This window comes from Blastococcus sp. SYSU DS0510, from assembly GCF_054050835.1.
In genome coordinates this window covers 65,514-80,594 of record NZ_JBJHAC010000015.1, presented here as the reverse complement: position 1 = coordinate 80,594, position 15,081 = coordinate 65,514, and the positions used below count along the sequence as shown (strand labels likewise).

General features: G+C 76.0%; 10 protein-coding genes. 6 read left to right on the top strand and 4 right to left on the bottom strand.

Annotated elements, in window-relative coordinates; translation table 11 throughout:
* Window positions 1-83 precede the first annotated feature (83 nt).
* A complete protein-coding gene (locus ACI79P_RS13710) occupies window positions 84-1,364 on the top strand; it encodes a sensor domain-containing protein (RefSeq protein ID WP_456581609.1) in 1,281 nt (426 codons plus the stop codon).
* Window positions 1,361-2,008, top strand: coding sequence for a response regulator (locus ACI79P_RS13705; RefSeq protein ID WP_091932067.1), 648 nt, complete (start codon window positions 1,361-1,363; stop codon window positions 2,006-2,008). Before ACI79P_RS13710 ends, ACI79P_RS13705 begins: the two co-directional genes overlap by 4 nt.
* 54 nt (window positions 2,009-2,062) lie before the next feature.
* On the opposite strand, the gene ilvA is transcribed toward ACI79P_RS13705, so the two are convergent.
* Entirely contained in the window at window positions 2,063-3,340 is a 1,278-nt protein-coding gene (gene ilvA, locus ACI79P_RS13700) for a threonine ammonia-lyase IlvA (protein ID WP_456581608.1), read from the bottom strand.
* Between the two features lie 134 nt (window positions 3,341-3,474).
* Between ilvA and ACI79P_RS13695 the strand changes: the two genes are divergently transcribed.
* Complete coding sequence (locus ACI79P_RS13695; RefSeq protein ID WP_456581607.1) at window positions 3,475-4,014, top strand: hypothetical protein; 540 nt, start codon at window positions 3,475-3,477, stop codon at window positions 4,012-4,014.
* A gap of 4 nt (window positions 4,015-4,018) precedes the next feature.
* Here the strand turns inward: ACI79P_RS13695 and ACI79P_RS13690 are convergent, their stop codons facing one another.
* A complete protein-coding gene (locus tag ACI79P_RS13690; RefSeq protein WP_456581606.1) occupies window positions 4,019-4,450 on the bottom strand; it encodes an ATP-binding protein in 432 nt (143 codons plus the stop codon).
* A 72-nt stretch (window positions 4,451-4,522) separates the two neighbouring features.
* Between ACI79P_RS13690 and ACI79P_RS13685 the strand changes: the two genes are divergently transcribed.
* Both ACI79P_RS13685 and ACI79P_RS13680 read left to right on the top strand, forming a co-directional pair.
* Window positions 4,523-4,885, top strand: coding sequence for an STAS domain-containing protein (locus ACI79P_RS13685; protein ID WP_456581605.1), 363 nt, complete (start codon window positions 4,523-4,525; stop codon window positions 4,883-4,885).
* A gap of 10 nt (window positions 4,886-4,895) precedes the next feature.
* Window positions 4,896-7,109: a SpoIIE family protein phosphatase gene (locus tag ACI79P_RS13680; RefSeq protein WP_456581604.1), complete on the top strand. Its 2,214-nt coding sequence runs from the start codon at window positions 4,896-4,898 to the stop codon at window positions 7,107-7,109.
* Window positions 7,110-7,362: 253 nt separating this feature from the next.
* Here ACI79P_RS13680 and ACI79P_RS13675 read toward each other — a convergent pair whose 3' ends face one another.
* Window positions 7,363-7,980 carry a hypothetical protein gene (locus ACI79P_RS13675; RefSeq protein WP_456581603.1) on the bottom strand — a complete coding sequence of 206 codons (618 nt, stop codon included), beginning with the start codon at window positions 7,978-7,980 and terminating at the stop codon, window positions 7,363-7,365.
* A 126-nt stretch (window positions 7,981-8,106) separates the two neighbouring features.
* Window positions 8,107-14,025 carry a DUF4011 domain-containing protein gene (locus ACI79P_RS13670; protein ID WP_456581602.1) on the bottom strand — a complete coding sequence of 1,973 codons (5,919 nt, stop codon included), beginning with the start codon at window positions 14,023-14,025 and terminating at the stop codon, window positions 8,107-8,109.
* Between the two features lie 220 nt (window positions 14,026-14,245).
* On the opposite strand from ACI79P_RS13670, the gene ACI79P_RS13665 reads away from it, so the two are divergent.
* Window positions 14,246-15,037, top strand: a complete 792-nt coding sequence (locus ACI79P_RS13665) for an enoyl-CoA hydratase/isomerase family protein (protein WP_456581647.1) — start codon at window positions 14,246-14,248, stop codon at window positions 15,035-15,037.
* Window positions 15,038-15,081 lie beyond the last annotated feature (44 nt).

Sequence of the window (15,081 nt, the reverse complement as noted above, 5' to 3'; positions counted from 1 at the left end):
CGACCCGGGTCCCCCGCGCGGGGGAGGAGCACAGCGTCCCCGCGGGGGAACCGCCGGGCCCGCCGGTCGGTCAGGATCGCACCGTGCCTCCTACGACGTTCCCGCGCACCGGGGCCGAGCTCGCTGCCCGGGTCCGCGAGCTGCTCGTCGCCGCCCGACCCGGCTGGCCGGGCCGCGCGCTCTACGCGCTGGCGAGCGTGCCGGTGGGCGTGCTGAGCCTGGCCCTCTACGTCGCGCTGTTCGGCTCGGTGTTCGCCGTCATCTACGGCATCGGGCTGCTGCTGATCCTGCTCGTGTTGGCGGTCATCCGCGGCTTCGCCGGGGTCGAGCGCCGGCTGGCCGGCATCCTGCTCGGCGTCGACATCCCCGTCGGCGAGCGCGTCCGGCACCAGCCGGGCGCCATCCGCAGGGTGCGGCGGCTCGTGCAGTCCGCGGGCACGTGGCGGGCGGTCGGCTGGCTGGGCGCGCGGGTGCTCATGGGGGCGGCGACGGCGGCCACCCTGTTCTTCGGCGGCCTCGGGTTCGCCTACCTCGGCTGGGGCGCCGACTGGAACCCGGTCACGGCGCTGCCGCTGCTGGCGCTGATGGGTGTGGTCGTCGTCCTGACCCTGGTCGTGCTCGAGCTGCTGGTGCAGCTGGCCGCGGCGGTGGCGCCGCGGCTGCTCGGCACGGCGACCGAGCAGCAGATCGCCGCCCTCCAGCAGAGCAGCCGCCGCCTCGCCGACCGCAACAAGCTGGCCCGCGACCTGCACGACACCATCGGGCACTCGCTGACCGCCAGCCTGCTCCAGGCCACCGCCGCCCGCCGCACGCTCACCCCAGCGGACGGCCGGCCGGTGCACCCCGACTTCGCCCGCCAGGCGCTCGGGCACATCGAGACCAACACCCGGGCCGCGCTCGCCGAGCTCGACCGGGTGCTCACCGTGCTGCGCGACGGGGACGGCCCGCCCGGCGGCCCCGCCTTCGTCACGCCCACCCTCGCCGACCTCGACGACCTGCTGGCCGGGCTGCGCGACGGGGGGCTGCCGGTCGCCCTCGTGATCGACGGCGAGGTCGACGACGTCCCCCCGGGCGTGCAGGAGCTCGCCTACCGGGTGGTGCAGGAGGGGACGACGAACGTGCTGCGGCACGCCGGCTGCCCGCTGACCGTCGCCCAGGTCGTCCGCTCCGGCGACACCCTCGACGTCCGGGTGGTCAACGAGCGGGCCTCGCAGCTGGACAGCCGCCCCGGCCCCGGGGGCGGACGGGGGCTGGCGGGCCTGCGCGAGCGGACCGCGGCGGCCGGCGGCACGCTCCGCGCCGAGCCGACACCCAGCGGCGGCTTCGAGCTGAGCGCGAGCCTGCCGCTGTCGGGGGCGGCGTGACGCTGCGGCTGCTCCTGGTGGACGACGACGTGCTCGTCCGGTCGGGCCTGCGGGTGATCCTGGAGAGCGAGCCCGACCTCACGGTGGTGGGCGACGCCGGCACCGGCCGGGAGGCGCTGGACGTGGCGGCGCGCACGGACCCCGACGTCGTCCTCATGGACGTGCGGATGCCCGACATGGACGGCATCGCGGCCACCCGGGAGCTGGTCGCGCGCGATCCGCAGCGCCCGCGCGTGCTCGTGCTCACCACCTTCGAGGACGACGACTACCTGTTCCGGTCGCTGCAGGCCGGGGCGAGCGGCTTCGCGCTGAAGCGGGCCGACCCGGACGAGCTGGTCGACGCGATCCGGGTGGTGGCCCGGGGAACCTCGCTGGTGCTGCCCGACCTCACCCGCCGGCTCATCGCCTCGCACGCGCCGTCCCGGGCCCGCGGGGACGCCGCGCTGCCCGAGCTGACCGGGCGCGAGGCCGACGTCCTGCGGCTGGTGGCCGGAGGGCTGTCCAACGCGGAGATCGCCACCGAGCTGTTCCTCAGCCGCGAGACGGTGAAGACCCACGTGAGCAGCGTGCTGCTCAAGCTGCGCGCCCGGGACCGCACCCAGGCGGTCATCGCCGCCTACGAGAGCGGCTTCATGACCGCCTGAAGGCTGCGGCGAGCCGACCCCGGGGTGCCGGGCGGTCGCCCCGGCGGCGGGGTCTCAGACGAGGAAGCGGTAGGCGGTCGTCCCGGGGGCGACGAGCTGGATGCGCAGCGGGCTGGCCTCGCACCGGGCCAGCAGGGCGGGCAGGCCCTCGGCGCTGCCCAGCTCGATCCCGGTCAGGGCGGCGCCGGTCTCACGGTTGTCCCGCTTGACGTACTCGAACAGCACGATGTCGTCCTCGGGGCCGAGCACCTCGTCGAGGAAGCGGCGCAGCGCACCGGGCTCCTGCGGGAACTCCACGAGGAAGTAGTGCTTCAGCCCCCGGTGCACCAGCGAGCGCTCGATCACCTCGGCGTACCGGCTGACGTCGTTGTTGCCCCCGGACAGCAGGCAGACGACGGTCTGACCCGGCTCCACGGTGACCAGCCCGCCGCTGACCGCCGCGGCTGCCAGTGCGCCCGCGGGCTCGGCGATGATCCCGTCGGCCTGGTACAGGTCGAGCATCTCGGTGCAGATCTGGCCCTCGGGCACGGTCAGCAGCTCGGCGCCGCTGTCGCGCACCAGGGGGAGGGGCACCGCCCCCACCCGCCGCACTGCCGCGCCGTCGACGAAGGTGTCGATCTCCGGCAGGTCCACGGGCTCCCCGGCCGCCAGCGCCGCGGCCATGCCCGCCGCCCCCGCGGGCTCCACGCCGACCAGCCGGGTGCCGGGGGAGTGCCGGCGCAGCCACGTGCCGCACCCGGCCAGCAGGCCGCCCCCACCCACCGGGAGGACGACGACGTCGGGCGCGGACCCCAGCTGCTCCAGCACCTCCACCGCGACCGTCGCCTGCCCGGTCACCGTGCTGAGCGCGTCGAAGGCCGGCACGGGCGTCGCACCGGTGGTGGCGGCGTCGACCGCGGCCGCGGCGGCGGCCTCGTCGTAGGAGTCGCCCGCGACGACGAGGGTGACCATGTCACCGCCGAGCGCGGCGATCCGCTCCCGCTTCTGCCGCGGCGTCGTCCCGGGCACGTAGACCCGCCCGCGCACCTGCAGGGCGCGGCAGGCGTAGGCGACCCCCTGCCCGTGGTTGCCGGCGCTGGCGCACACCACCCCGGCGGCGCGGGCGGCGCCGTCCAGCCCGGCGATGGTGTTGTAGGCGCCGCGGATCTTGTACGAGCGGCCCACCTGCAGGTCCTCGCGCTTGAGCCACACGTCGGCGCCGGTGAGCCCCGAGAGGCGGGCGTTGCGCTGCAACGGTGTCCGCTCGGCCACCCCCGCCAGCCGGCGGCCCGCCTCCCGCACCGCGGCGGAGAAGTCGTCGGGCGACGCGTCGTCGCGAGGAGTACCGCTCACACCGCCCATCGTCGACGACACGCCCCCCGACCGGTGGACGAGGTCACGGTTGGGTACGTGATGTACCCCACGACGGGTCGGGCGGGCCTACGGTCGGCGCCCTCCTGCAGGCGGCACTCGAGGCGGTGAGGTCGGTGGCCGGAGCCCTGGTCGTCTACGAGTCGGTGTTCGGCGATGCGAGACGGGTCGCGATGGCCGTCGCCCACGGCCTGTGCGGCCGGCTGCAGGTCGACGTCGCCTGCGCGCGCGAGGCCCCGATGCTGGTGCCCGCCGACGTGCGGCTGCTCGTGGTCGGCGGCCCGACGCACGCGTTGGGGATGCCGCGCCCCGCCACCCGTGAGGGCACGGTCCGCGAGCACGAGGCGGTGATCCCCGACGTCACCTTCGGCCTGCACGAGTGGCTGGACCACGTCCGGCTGCCGCGCGGCATCCAGGCCGCCGCGTTCGACACCCGCATCGACCGCCCGGTGCTGGTCACCGCGCTGGACCACGCGGCCCGCACCGAGGAGACGCTGCTCCGCCGGCTGGGCGCCACGCTGGCCGCGCCGGCCGAGCACTTCCTGGTGTCCGACGTCGCCGGGCCGCTGCTCGACGGCGAGGAGGACCGGGCCCGCCGGTGGGGTCAGGCGCTGGCCGAGCTGGTGGCGCCGCACCCGATCCCGGTCCGGGGCTGACCGGTCAGCGGGGGTCGAGCAGGCGCAGGTGCGGCTGGGTGACGAGCCGCTTCTCGAAGCTCACCCGGTGGCGGCCGTCGTCGTCCTGCACGAACTGGAGCTGGTCGACCAGCGCGCGCATGAGCACGAGCCCGCGGCCGCGCGCGTCGAGGGGGGAGGTGGGGGCGTCGCGGGCGGAGCGGGGGTCGAAGCCCGCGCCGTCGTCGAGCACGCTGATCCGGCAGGTCTCGTCGTCGATCGCGACGTCGACCTGGTAGGCCTCGTGGTCCGCTGCGTGGTCGACCACGTTCGCGCAGGCCTCGGTCAGCGCCAGCACGATCTCGTCGACGACCGCCTGCGGCACCGCCAGGTGCTCCAGCGCCTGCCGCAGCAGCCCGCGCACCAGTGGCACGCTGTGCGCGTCGGTCGGCAGGCGCACGCTGAAGTCGATGTTCATGGCCGTTCAGCCTCCTCCTGCACGGTGGCCTACCCTCGGACGTCGGAGACGACGCGCTGAGGGAGGTGAACGGTGCTGTTCGACGTGGACCGTACGACGATCGCCGGGCGTCCGGCCCTGACCGTACGGGGTGAGCTGGACATCGCGACCGCCCCGCGGCTCGCCGAGGCCGCGGAGACGCTGTTGGCCGCCGGCCCGCAGGGCATCGTCGTCGACCTCGCGCCGACGGCCTTCCTCGACTCGTCGGGCGCCCGCACCCTCATCGCCGTCGCCCGCAAGGCCGCCGCCGCCGGCGTCGAGCTGCACGTCGTCGCACCGCGGAGCAACCGCCCCGTCCGGCTGCCCATCGACCTGCTGGAACTCCACGCGGTGATCCCGATCGTGAACTCCGCCGGCGAGGTGCCCAGCCCCGCCGTCAACCGCGACGCCACGTAACGTCGCCGGGGTGACCAGCTCCCCGGCCGGCCCCGTGCGCACCGTCGACGACGACGCGCTGGCCCGCTGCGCGGACGAGCCGATCGCCGTCCCCGGAGCCGTCCAGCCGCACGGGGTGCTGCTGGCCGTCACCGAGCCGGGCCTCGCCGTCGTCGTCGCCTCCGCCAATGCGAGCGCGCTGTTCGGCCGCCCGGTCGCCGGCGCAGCCCTCGACGAGCTGCTCGGCCCCGACGACGCCGCCCGCCTGCGCGCGGGCCTCGCCGGCGACCTCGGGGAGCTGAACCCGCTGCGGGTCGGCGTGGCCGGTGCCGAGGTCGACGTCGTCGCGCACCGTGCCGACGGCCTGCTGCTCACCGAGTGGGAACCGGTCCTGGGCGCGGAGGAGGCCGGCGCCGCCTGGCACCGCCGCCTGCCCAGCGTGCTGCAGCGGTTGTCGGCCAGCCCGACCCTCGACGAGCTCTCCGACGTGCTGGCCGGCGACGTCCGCGCGCTGACCGGCTTCGACCGGGTGATGGTCTACCGCTTCGACGCCGAGTGGAACGGCGAGGTGATCGCCGAGGACCGCCGCGAGGACCTCGAGCCCTTCCTCGGTCTCTGGTTCCCGGCCAGCGACATCCCGGCCCAGGCGCGGGCGCTGTACGCCATCAACTGGATGCGGCTCATCCCGGACGCGACCTACCGCCCGGTGCCGCTGGAACCCCCGACGGTGGCAGGGCGCCCCCTGGACCTCTCCGGCGCGATGCTGCGCAGCGTCTCGCCGGTGCACCTGGAGTACCTGGCGAACATGGGCGTGCGCTCCTCCATGTCGATCTCCCTGGTCGACCGCGGGAAGCTGTGGGGCCTCATCGCCTGCCACCACTACGCGGGGCCGCACCGGCCGTCCTACACCGACCGCACGGCCGCGGAGTTCCTCGGCCGCACCGCCTCCCTGCTACTGCCCACCAAGGTGGCCGCCGGCGAGGAGAGCGGCGTCGTCGAGGTCGCGCACCGCCAGGCCGAGCTCGCCGCGGTCATCGGCCGCACCCCGCGCGGCCTCGCCAGGGCGCTCACCGAGGGCGAGCTCACCGTGCTGGACCTGGTGCCCGCCGCCGGCGCCGCCGTGCGGCTGGGCGGCCAGCTGCGGCTGCTCGGGACGACGCCCCCGGCCGACCGGGTCGGCCCGCTGGTCCGCGACCTGCTGGCGGCGGGGGTGCGCGCCACCGACGCGGTGAGCCGGGTCGTCCCGGGGGTGGCCGACCTCGCCGCCACCGCCAGCGGCGTGCTGGTCGCCGAGGTGGCCGGCGGGCGCGGGGACTTCCTCGCCTGGTTCCGCCCCGAGACGCTGCGCGAGATCACCTGGGGCGGCAACCCGTACACCTCCAAGACGGCGCAGACCGACGCCGGCCCGCGGTTGAGCCCGCGCCGCTCGTTCGACGCCTGGAGCGAGACGGTGCGGGAGACGGCGCAGCCGTGGCTGCACCACGAGGTCGCGGCGGCCCGCAGCCTGGCCGCCCTGCTCACCGAGACCGCCGCGAACCGGGCCACCGAGGACGACCGCCTGGCGGGCGCGCTGCAGCGCACGCTGCTGCTGGAGCAGCTGCCGAAGGTCCCCGGCGTCGACCTGGCGGCCCGGTACCTGCCCAGCGAGGACGACGTCGTCGGCGGCGACTGGTACGACCTGGTGCCGCTGCCCGGCGGGCGGGTGTCCGTCGTGCTGGGCGACGTCGCCGGGCACGGGCTGGCCGCCGCCGCGATCACCGCCCAGCTGCGGCACGCGCTGCGCGCGCACCTGCTGCGGGCCGACGGTCCGGCGGCCGCGCTCGACGGGCTGAACCAGGTCATCGGCGCGCTCCTGCCGGGGGAGCTCGCCACCGCTGTGGTCGCCGAGCTGGACCCGGCGACCGGCGAGGTCGTCATCGCCAACGCCGGCCACCTGCCCGTGCTGCACGCCACCGGCGGCACCGCCGAGTACCTGCGCGGGGGCCGGGGGCCGGCGCTCGGCCTGCTCGACGCCGCCGGCTACCGGGAGACCCGGCTGACCCTCGCCGGCGACGACCGCCTGCTGCTGATCAGCGACGGGCTCGTCGAGCGCGGTCCGGGTGGGCTGAGCACCGGCCTGGACGACCTGCGCGCCGCCGTCGCCCGAGGGCCGGTCGCCCCCCAGGCGCTGCTCGACGCGGTGCTCGCGGCGCTGGACCCGCCGCGCACCGACGACGTGACGCTGCTGGCGGTCGCGCGCACCTGAGCGACCGGTGCCGGCCGCGACGGATTCCCGCCGCGGTCGTGCGGAAGGCCGGTGACCACCTGCCGGCAGTAGCGCTCTGCCCACGAGGGCGGGGCAGAGCGCTACTACGGGCGGGTCATGTCCCTCCGCCGCTGGCTCTCTGCCCACGCCGGCGGGGCAGAGAGCGACTGCCCCGGAGGAACCATGGCCGGCGCGGGCGTTCCGAGCCAGGACGGTCGGCGGCGCCCGCGGCCACGTCGTGCGGGCGCCCTGATCAGACGGTCTCCGGTACCCGCAGGTGGGCCAGGAGCAGGTCGAACTCGGCCATGTCGGTGATCTCCATGCCCAGCTCCCGGGTGATCTGCTCCCGCATGCCGCGCACCGTCTCGGCCGACGCCTCCATGTCCGCCCGGCTGGCGTAGGTGGCCGCGAGCGCGCCCGCACCGGTCCGGCGGTCGGTCAGCAGGCTGACGCTGCAGAAGCCCGGCAGCTCGTCCAGGCGCGGCAGCACCCCCATGCGCACGGCGTCGACCGAGCGGTCGGTCGTGGCCGGGTCGCCGCGGGTCCAGGTCACGCGGGTGCACGCGCCCTCGGGCGCCTCCCTGCGGCGGTGCAGCAGCGAGATCTCCCACTCGGCCACCTCGGCCTCCCCGCCGAAGACCTCGCCGGCGCGGGCTCGCATCTCCCGCACGCTCTCCGCGCTGGCGTGCATGGCGCTCTCGTCGGCCCAGGCGGTGGTGACGATGCACCGACTCCCCGGGCGGTCGCACATCATCGACAGACCGACGCAACCGCTCATCCCCTGCACGGCCGGCATGACCGTGTCCCGGACGTAGGCGATCCCGTCGTCCATGCTGCGGACATTGCGCATCGTGGTGGACCGGGCGTACATGCCACCACTCCTCTCGGACCGGGCGACGCCCCTGCGGCATCGCCCCGACGACCACTGTCCTCGCGGCGGGCCCCGCTGTGAACCGGCTCCGGCGCCCCGTCCCGGGACACGCGGCCCGGCACCGGGTCAGCCGGTGACGAGGCCGTCGCCCGACTCGGTGAGCCGGCCCGAGCCCAGCGCGGCGGCCAGCGCCTTCTCCAGCACCGGGGTCACCGACGCGGCCCGCCGCTTGTAGCCGAACACCGTCGCGGTCGCCGTCAGCAGCTCGTCCCGCTGCATGCCGGCCGCGGCCCGGCAGAGCGCCGCCATCGCGTTGGCGACCTCCTCCGGGGCGACGTGCTCCAGCGGGCGGTCGGTGCTGGCCACCTGGCGGCGGAACCCGGTCCAGGTCGCCCGGTCGACGCCCTCGGGCCACAGGAAGTCGCCGTCGACGGCCGAGGGCGGCAGCAGCGACAGCAGCACCTGCTTGCGCGCCTCGGTGGCCCGGTTGAGCCCGAACGCGCCCACGGTCAGCTTGGCCAGCCGGTCGACGTGGATGGGTCCCTCCGCCTTGACGCCCGCGGCCATCACCCGGCGCACTGCCCGCGCGGCCTTCGAGACCGGCAGCTCGTCGAGCACCGACTTCTCGCCCGCGGTCTTCGGGATCCACGGCACGAAGGGGGTCTCGCCCTCCAGGGCCGGGGCTCCGGCGGGCTTGGCCGCGGCGGCCGGCTTCGGCGCCGGGCGGGCGGTCCGGGTCGGCACCGCCAGGGAGGTCACCGAGGAGCGCAGCGCGGCCACGCCCTTGAACGACTCGACGGCGGCCGTGGGCAGCGGCACCGGCTGCGCGATCGGCCGGCTGGCGACCGGGGCGGCGTCCACCGCGCCGGCCAGCCGGTCGACGACCGCCGCCGGGTCGGCCAGCCACGCGGGCAGCCACACCCGCTCCACGACGGGCCAGCGGAGCATCTCGCCGAGCACCTCCGGGGGCAGGCCGTCGCGGTCGCCGACGGTGCCGCGGCGCGCCCAGGCCGGGCCGTCCAGCAGCACGGCCATCACCGGGGTCGAGGGGTCGGCGGGGCGGGCGACCGACAGGTCGACGCGGAACTCCGAGAGGCCGACGTCGGTGCGCACCACCAGCCCGCGCTCGCGCAGCGCGGCGGCGATCTGCTCGCGGTGCCGGTCGACGACCGCGGCCGACCGTGGGGAGCGCGGCAGCACGTCGGTGCCCTGCTCGGCCATGTCGAGGTAGGCCCGCAGGTGCTTGATGCCGACCGAGGACGTCTCCTCCGCCCGCAGCTGCGCGGGGTCGAAGGAGGAGAAGACGACGACCTGGCGCCGGGCCCGGGTGATCGCGACGTTGAGCCGCCGCTCGCCGCCCTGCCGGTTCAGCGGGCCGAAGTTCAACGGCAGCGTGCCGTCGGCCGTGGGCGAGAACCCGGTGGAGAAGAAGATGACGTCGCGCTCGTCGCCCTGCACGTTCTCCAGGTTCTTGACGAACAGCCCCTCGCCGTCGGTGCGGTCCAGCGCGGCCGACAGCCGGTCGTCGTCCGCGTCGCGGAGCAGCGCCTCGATGTAGGAGCGCTGCTGGGCGTTGAAGGTCACCACGCCGATCGAGGGGACGGCGTCGATGCCGTCCCACTGCGGCACCGCGTCGAACCGGCGGCGGATCTCGGCGACGATCGCCTTGGCCTCGATCGGGTTGGTGCGCAGCAGCCGCCCCGCCCCGGAGCGGTGGAAGGTGCCGGGCACCCGCACGAGCGAGACCCCGCGCCCGTCGGCGTCGGCCGAGGCCCGCCCGTGCGTGGGCGCCGGGAAGGAGGAGAGCCGGCTGTCGTAGTACTGGGCGTTGGAGAAGGCGATGAGCGACTCGTCCTGGCTGCGGTAGTGCCAGGACAGCCAGTGCCGCGGCACCCGCGCCTGCACGCACTCGCCGAGGATGGACTCCTCGTCCTCGACCGCCGTCTCCACGACCTCGACCGCGTCGTCGTGCGCGGTGGTCGTGGGCTCGAGGAAGGACGTCGGCGGCATCTGCTTGGAGTCACCGACGACCACCGCGGCCCGGGCCCGGCCGAGGGCGCCGATGGCGTCGGCCACCCGGATCTGCGAGGCCTCGTCGAACACCACCAGGTCGAACTGGTCGGCCTTCGCCGGGAAGAAGCGGGCCACCGAGTCCGGGGAGACGAGCACGCACGGCATGACGGCGGTGACCAGCTCGCCGTACCGGGCGAGCAGCTGCCGGACGCCCAGCCCGCGGCGCTGCTTGGCCAGCTCCCGCTGCAGGGCGCCGACCTGGCCGGTGCCCATCGCGGCGTCGAACGGCCGGGAGGCCAGCACCGACGCCGGCAGCGCGGCCGTCAGGTGGGCGCGGACCGCCCGCGAGGCCTCGGTGAACCGCACGATCGCCGCCTCGTGCGCGTCGACGTCGAACAGGTCCAGGCCGGTGGCGTCCAGCCGCTCGGCGACCGACGCCGTCGCCAGGCCGCGGTCCAGGGCGCGCACCGCGTCGTCCGCGGTCACCGCCCCCGTGATCAGCATCGTGCGGGCGTCGAAGAGCCCGGCGTAGCGCAGCGGCTCCAAGGTGTCGAGGAAGGAGACCCAGCGGCGCAGCGACATCAGCACCGAGTTCTCCACACCGCGCTCCGGGCGGGTCATCGACCAGCGGAGGACCAGCCCGTCGTCACCGGCCCACGTGGCGAGCTGGTCCGAGGAGCTGCGGCAGACGTCCAGCAGCGCGACGACGGCGTCGCGGAGGCGGGCGACGGCGGCGGCGGGGGCCGGCGCGGCGGGCATCCCGGCGACGATGAGCTTGCGCAGCGCCACGTGGAAGGCCGAGGAGCCGTCGACGGCGGCGCCGGCCCGGCGCAGCCACTCGACCTCGCGCTCCAGCAGCCCGGGGTCGGTGAACGGGTTCCAGGAGGTGGGCGCGGACAGGCCGGGGACGGAGTCGACCCGGCCGGCGACGGCCTGGACCGCCGTCCGCACCCGCCACAGGTTCTCCACCAGCACCGGGACGTCCTTGGGCCGCACCTTGGCGCCGGGGCGCAGGCAGGCGGCGATCTCGTCGCGGACCGCGAGCAGGCGCTTCCGGCGGCCCCACCAGCCCGACGCCGCCGCCGTCTGCGCGCGCACGTAGATCTCGGCGAGCGGCAGCGCGAGCACCTCCGGGCCGGCGACGTCGAGGCCGGGGTGGCGGAACGCGGTGAACGCGGCGACCTCGCCGAGCACCGCGCCGGTCGCCGTCGTCCAGCGGCTGCTGAACGTCTCGTCGAGGACGTCGAGGCCGACCGGCGGGCCGGAGAGCAGGTGGACCAGCGCGTCGAGGTCCTCGGGGGTGCGGGCGTGCCGCAGCACCCCGCCCAGCTCGGCGAACCCGGAGGCCTCCCGGACGGCCGCGTCGACGGCCGCCGCCGCCTCGCGGGCCGCCGGCAGGTCGATCTCGGGGGAGTCGACGAAGGCCCACGGGTGCCGCAGGGAGGGCCGGGTGAGGTCGGCGATGTCGGGCAGCAGCGCGAGCGCCCGGCGGACCGCGGTGAGCACCTCGGCCGGGGCGTTGGCGACGAAGGGCTGCGGCACCGGCAGCGCCGGGACGTCGGTGCCGGCGGTGAGCTCCGCGGTGCGCGCGGTGTAGAGGGAGAGGCCGGCGGCGTTCTCCGCGTGCAGCCGGTCGGCGTAGCGGGCCAGCTGCCGGCGGGCCGAGCGCAGCCGCTCCTCGTCGGTGGCCATGCCCTGCTCGTCGACGGCGACGGCGTGCTCCAGCGCGAGCCGGATCTGCGCCCGCACCATCGAAGCGCGCGAGCCCTTGTCGTGCAGGTCGAGGGCGAACATGCCCATGCCCACGGCGTCCAGCCGCCGGGCGACGACGTCGAGCGCGGCGCGCTTCTCGGCGACGAACAGCACCCGCTTGCCGTCGGCGACCGCGCGGGTGAGCAGGTTGGTGATGGTCTGCGACTTGCCGGTGCCGGGCGGGCCCTCGAGGACGAAGGTGCGTCCGGCGGAGGCCTCGGCGATCGCGCGCAGCTGGGAGGCGTCGGCCGGCACGGGCAGCCGCCCGGCCAGGTCGTCCAGGTCGACGTGGGTCCCCGAGTCGCGGGCCGGGTCGAGGAAGGGCTCGGTCGGCTCGTGCACGAGGTGGTGCACCAGCGGGTTGCCGGCGAACTCGCCCCAGTGCTCGTCCAGGTCCTTCCACAGGCGGTACTTGGCGAACTGGAGGATCGCCAGGTCGGCCGTCGCCTCGACCCGGTAGGGGAGGCCGTGGCCGACGAGGCCGACCCGCACCGCCTCGAGCGCCCGCTCGAGGTCGGGGGTGCTCTCGGCGGTGTCGCTCAGCGCCGGGACGACCAGGCCGTGCACCTGGCGCAGCTTCTCGAGCAGGCAGTAGTTCGGGGTGCTCGCGCCGGACTCGTCCAGCGACAGCCGGTAGGAGCCGGTGCGCCCCACCGGGGCCAGCACGACCGGCACCAGCAGCAGCGGCGAGCGCAGCGGGCGGCCGTCGAGCTCCCACACCAGCGACCCGAGCGCCAGGTACAGGTTGTTGGCGCCGGTCTCCTCCTGCACGGTCTTCGCGCGGTAGGCGAGGTTGCGGAGCCTGGGCAGGTACCCGCCGGAGGTGACGTCGGCGTGCACCTCGCGGCGCTCGACGAGCAGCTCGGTCAGCTGCTCGGCCGGCAGCTCCCTGGCGGCGGTGAGGCCGCGCTCGGCCTGGACGGCGGCCAGCTGGTCGCCGGGGAGCAGGGTGATCGGGGTGCCGTCGTGGAGGAAGTTGTCCAGGATCGGCAGCGCGGTGCCGGGGAGCGTCAGCGGCAGGCCGGCGCGCTCGCTGTAGTTGATCAGCCGGTTGCGCAGGCTGAGGTCGAGCAGCGCGTTCTTCCACTGCTGCACCCGCGGCGGGGCCTCGGGGCGCTGCGGGGCCGCACCCACGGCCGGGGCGGGGAGGGCGGGGGCGCTGTGCTCGGCCGGCCGGTACTCGACGACCTGCAGCAGCCCCTCCGGCGTCCGGGCACGCGCCGGCAGCGGCAGGATGCCGTCGCGCCGGGCGCGGTGGACGTCGGTGACGCCGAGGACGCGCTCGAGCTCGCCGGCCAGCCAGCGCTCGTAGGCCGGGGCGTGCAGGTCGGCGCCGGGCTCACCCCCGCCGGTGAGCAGCGAGGTCTCGACCAGCCCGATCAGCCCGAGGTCGACCAGGTTCACCAGCGGCGAGGCGTCGGTCGTGGCGGCCGACTCCGAGCTCCGCTCCTCCCGCCAGTAGCCCAGGAAGGCGTGCGCCCCGCCGGACCGGCCCCCGCCGGAGCCCTCGGCCAGCCACAGCAGCGGCCGGATGCCGGCCTGCTCCAGCGCGGCGGCCACGAGGACGACCGCGTCCAGGGGCGTGGCGACCCGCCAGGTGAGGACGTCGCCGGGGGAGCGGACCTGCTGGCCGAGGTCGGCCCAGCTCAGCGGCGGCTCGGAGTGGCGGACCCCGCGGCGGCGCACCACCTCGGCGACCGCCGCGACGACCTCGTCCACCCGCTCGGCGGTGGCCGCGTAGCCGACCAGGGCGCCGCTGCCGGTGCGCTCCTCGAGCAGCTCGGCGGCCTCGGCGACCAGGCCGGTGACCGCCGGGTGGTTGGGCATGACGTGGGCGGCGAGCATCTCCAGCGCCAGCGGCAGGGGGCTGGCCAGCCACTGGTTGGCGGCGAGCACCTGCACCGGCGCGGTCGCCTCGCCGACCAGCACGTCCTCGTGCCACACCTCGACGTCGACGACGCCGGGGCGCTGCTCCTCCACGTGCAGCATCGCCGCGGGGTCCATGACCAGCCCGATGCCGGTGAGCACGGTGGTGCGGCCGCCGTCGACGTCGGCGAGCAGCTCGACCCCCCGGGCGATGGGGCCCTCGGCGTCGCGCACCGACAGCCGCACGGTGGCCCCGCGCAGCGCCCGCTGGGAGGTGAGCGCCAGGCGCGAGACGACCGGGATGCGGTTGTGGGCGAGCGCGTAGCTCAGCACCGGGGTGGAGGTCAGCTCGATGGAGACCACCGTCGGCGGCGCGATGACATCACCGAGCCGGATGTCGGCAGTGCTCTCCATGTCACCTGTCTACCGGGTCGGACGGACTGGTCCGCCCATGGTCCCCGACGGGTGGGGCGGGTGTGACGGGAGAGCCCGATCGTTGCCGGGGATCACAGACGGGGGGCCCGCCGACGGTTCCGATCCGGGCCGGTCCTGCCGATGGGCGCGCACGATCGGGGGCCACCGGCGACGCGGCCCGGCTTGCCGCCCGCGCGGCGCAGGAGGCAGGTTGACCGTCATGGACCCCACGCGGCGACACGAGTCCGGCCTGGTCGTCGAGGAGCGCGGGCACGTCCGCGTGCTCACCCTCGACCGGCCCGAGCGGCGCAACGCGCTCTCCACCGAGGTGCAGGCCGACCTCGTGGAGGAGCTCCTCCGGGTGGTCGAGGACGGCGTGCGCGCGGTGGTGCTCACCGGCACGGGCCCGGCCTTCTGCGCCGGCTTCGACCTCAAGGAGATCCGCGCCGCCGACGAGCGGGGCGAGCGGTTCCGCCCGCCGATGAACCGGCCGGCGCGGTCGGTGTTCGAGGTGGTCACCGAGACGCCGGTCCCGGTGCTCGCCGCGCTCAACGGCCCGGCGGTCGCGGGCGGGTTCGAGCTCGCGCTCGCCTGCGACCTGCGCATCGCCTCGCCGGCGGTCCGGTTCGCCCTGCCGGAGGCCGCGATCGGCATGGGCGCCAACTTCGGGTCGGTGGTGCTGCCCAAGCGGATACCGGTCGGCATCGCGCTGGAGATGCTGTTCACCGGGGACGCCGTCGACGCGAGCGAGGCGCAGCGCTGGGGCCTGGTCAACCGGCTGGTCGAGCCCGACCGGGTGCTGCCCACGGCGCTGGAGCTGGCCGGGCGGATCGCCGCCAACGCGCCGATCTCGGTGCGGCGGATGAAGGAGACGGCGATCAAGGCGCTGGAGCTGCCGCTGTGGCAGGGGCTGCGGCTCGACGTCGGCCCGAACCCCTACCTGAGCGAGGACCGCCGCGAGGGGATCGCCGCCCGGCTGGAGAAGCGCCCGCCGCACTGGACCGGCCGGTGACCGGGCGCCGGGTGGGGGCGGGTGGTCAGCCCCCACCCGGCGCG

What these genes read in the sequence shown, in the direction of transcription:
- ACI79P_RS13690 (WP_456581606.1), bottom strand. Translation starts at nt 4,450, where the DNA reads ATGAACATCGACTTCAGCGTGCGCCTGCCGACCGACGCGCACAGCGTG.
- ACI79P_RS13675 (WP_456581603.1), bottom strand. Translation starts at nt 7,980, where the DNA reads ATGTACGCCCGGTCCACCACGATGCGCAATGTCCGCAGCATGGACGAC.
- ACI79P_RS13670 (WP_456581602.1), bottom strand. Translation starts at nt 14,025, where the DNA reads ATGGAGAGCACTGCCGACATCCGGCTCGGTGATGTCATCGCGCCGCCG.
- ACI79P_RS13665 (WP_456581647.1), top strand. Translation starts at nt 14,246, where the DNA reads ATGGACCCCACGCGGCGACACGAGTCCGGCCTGGTCGTCGAGGAGCGC.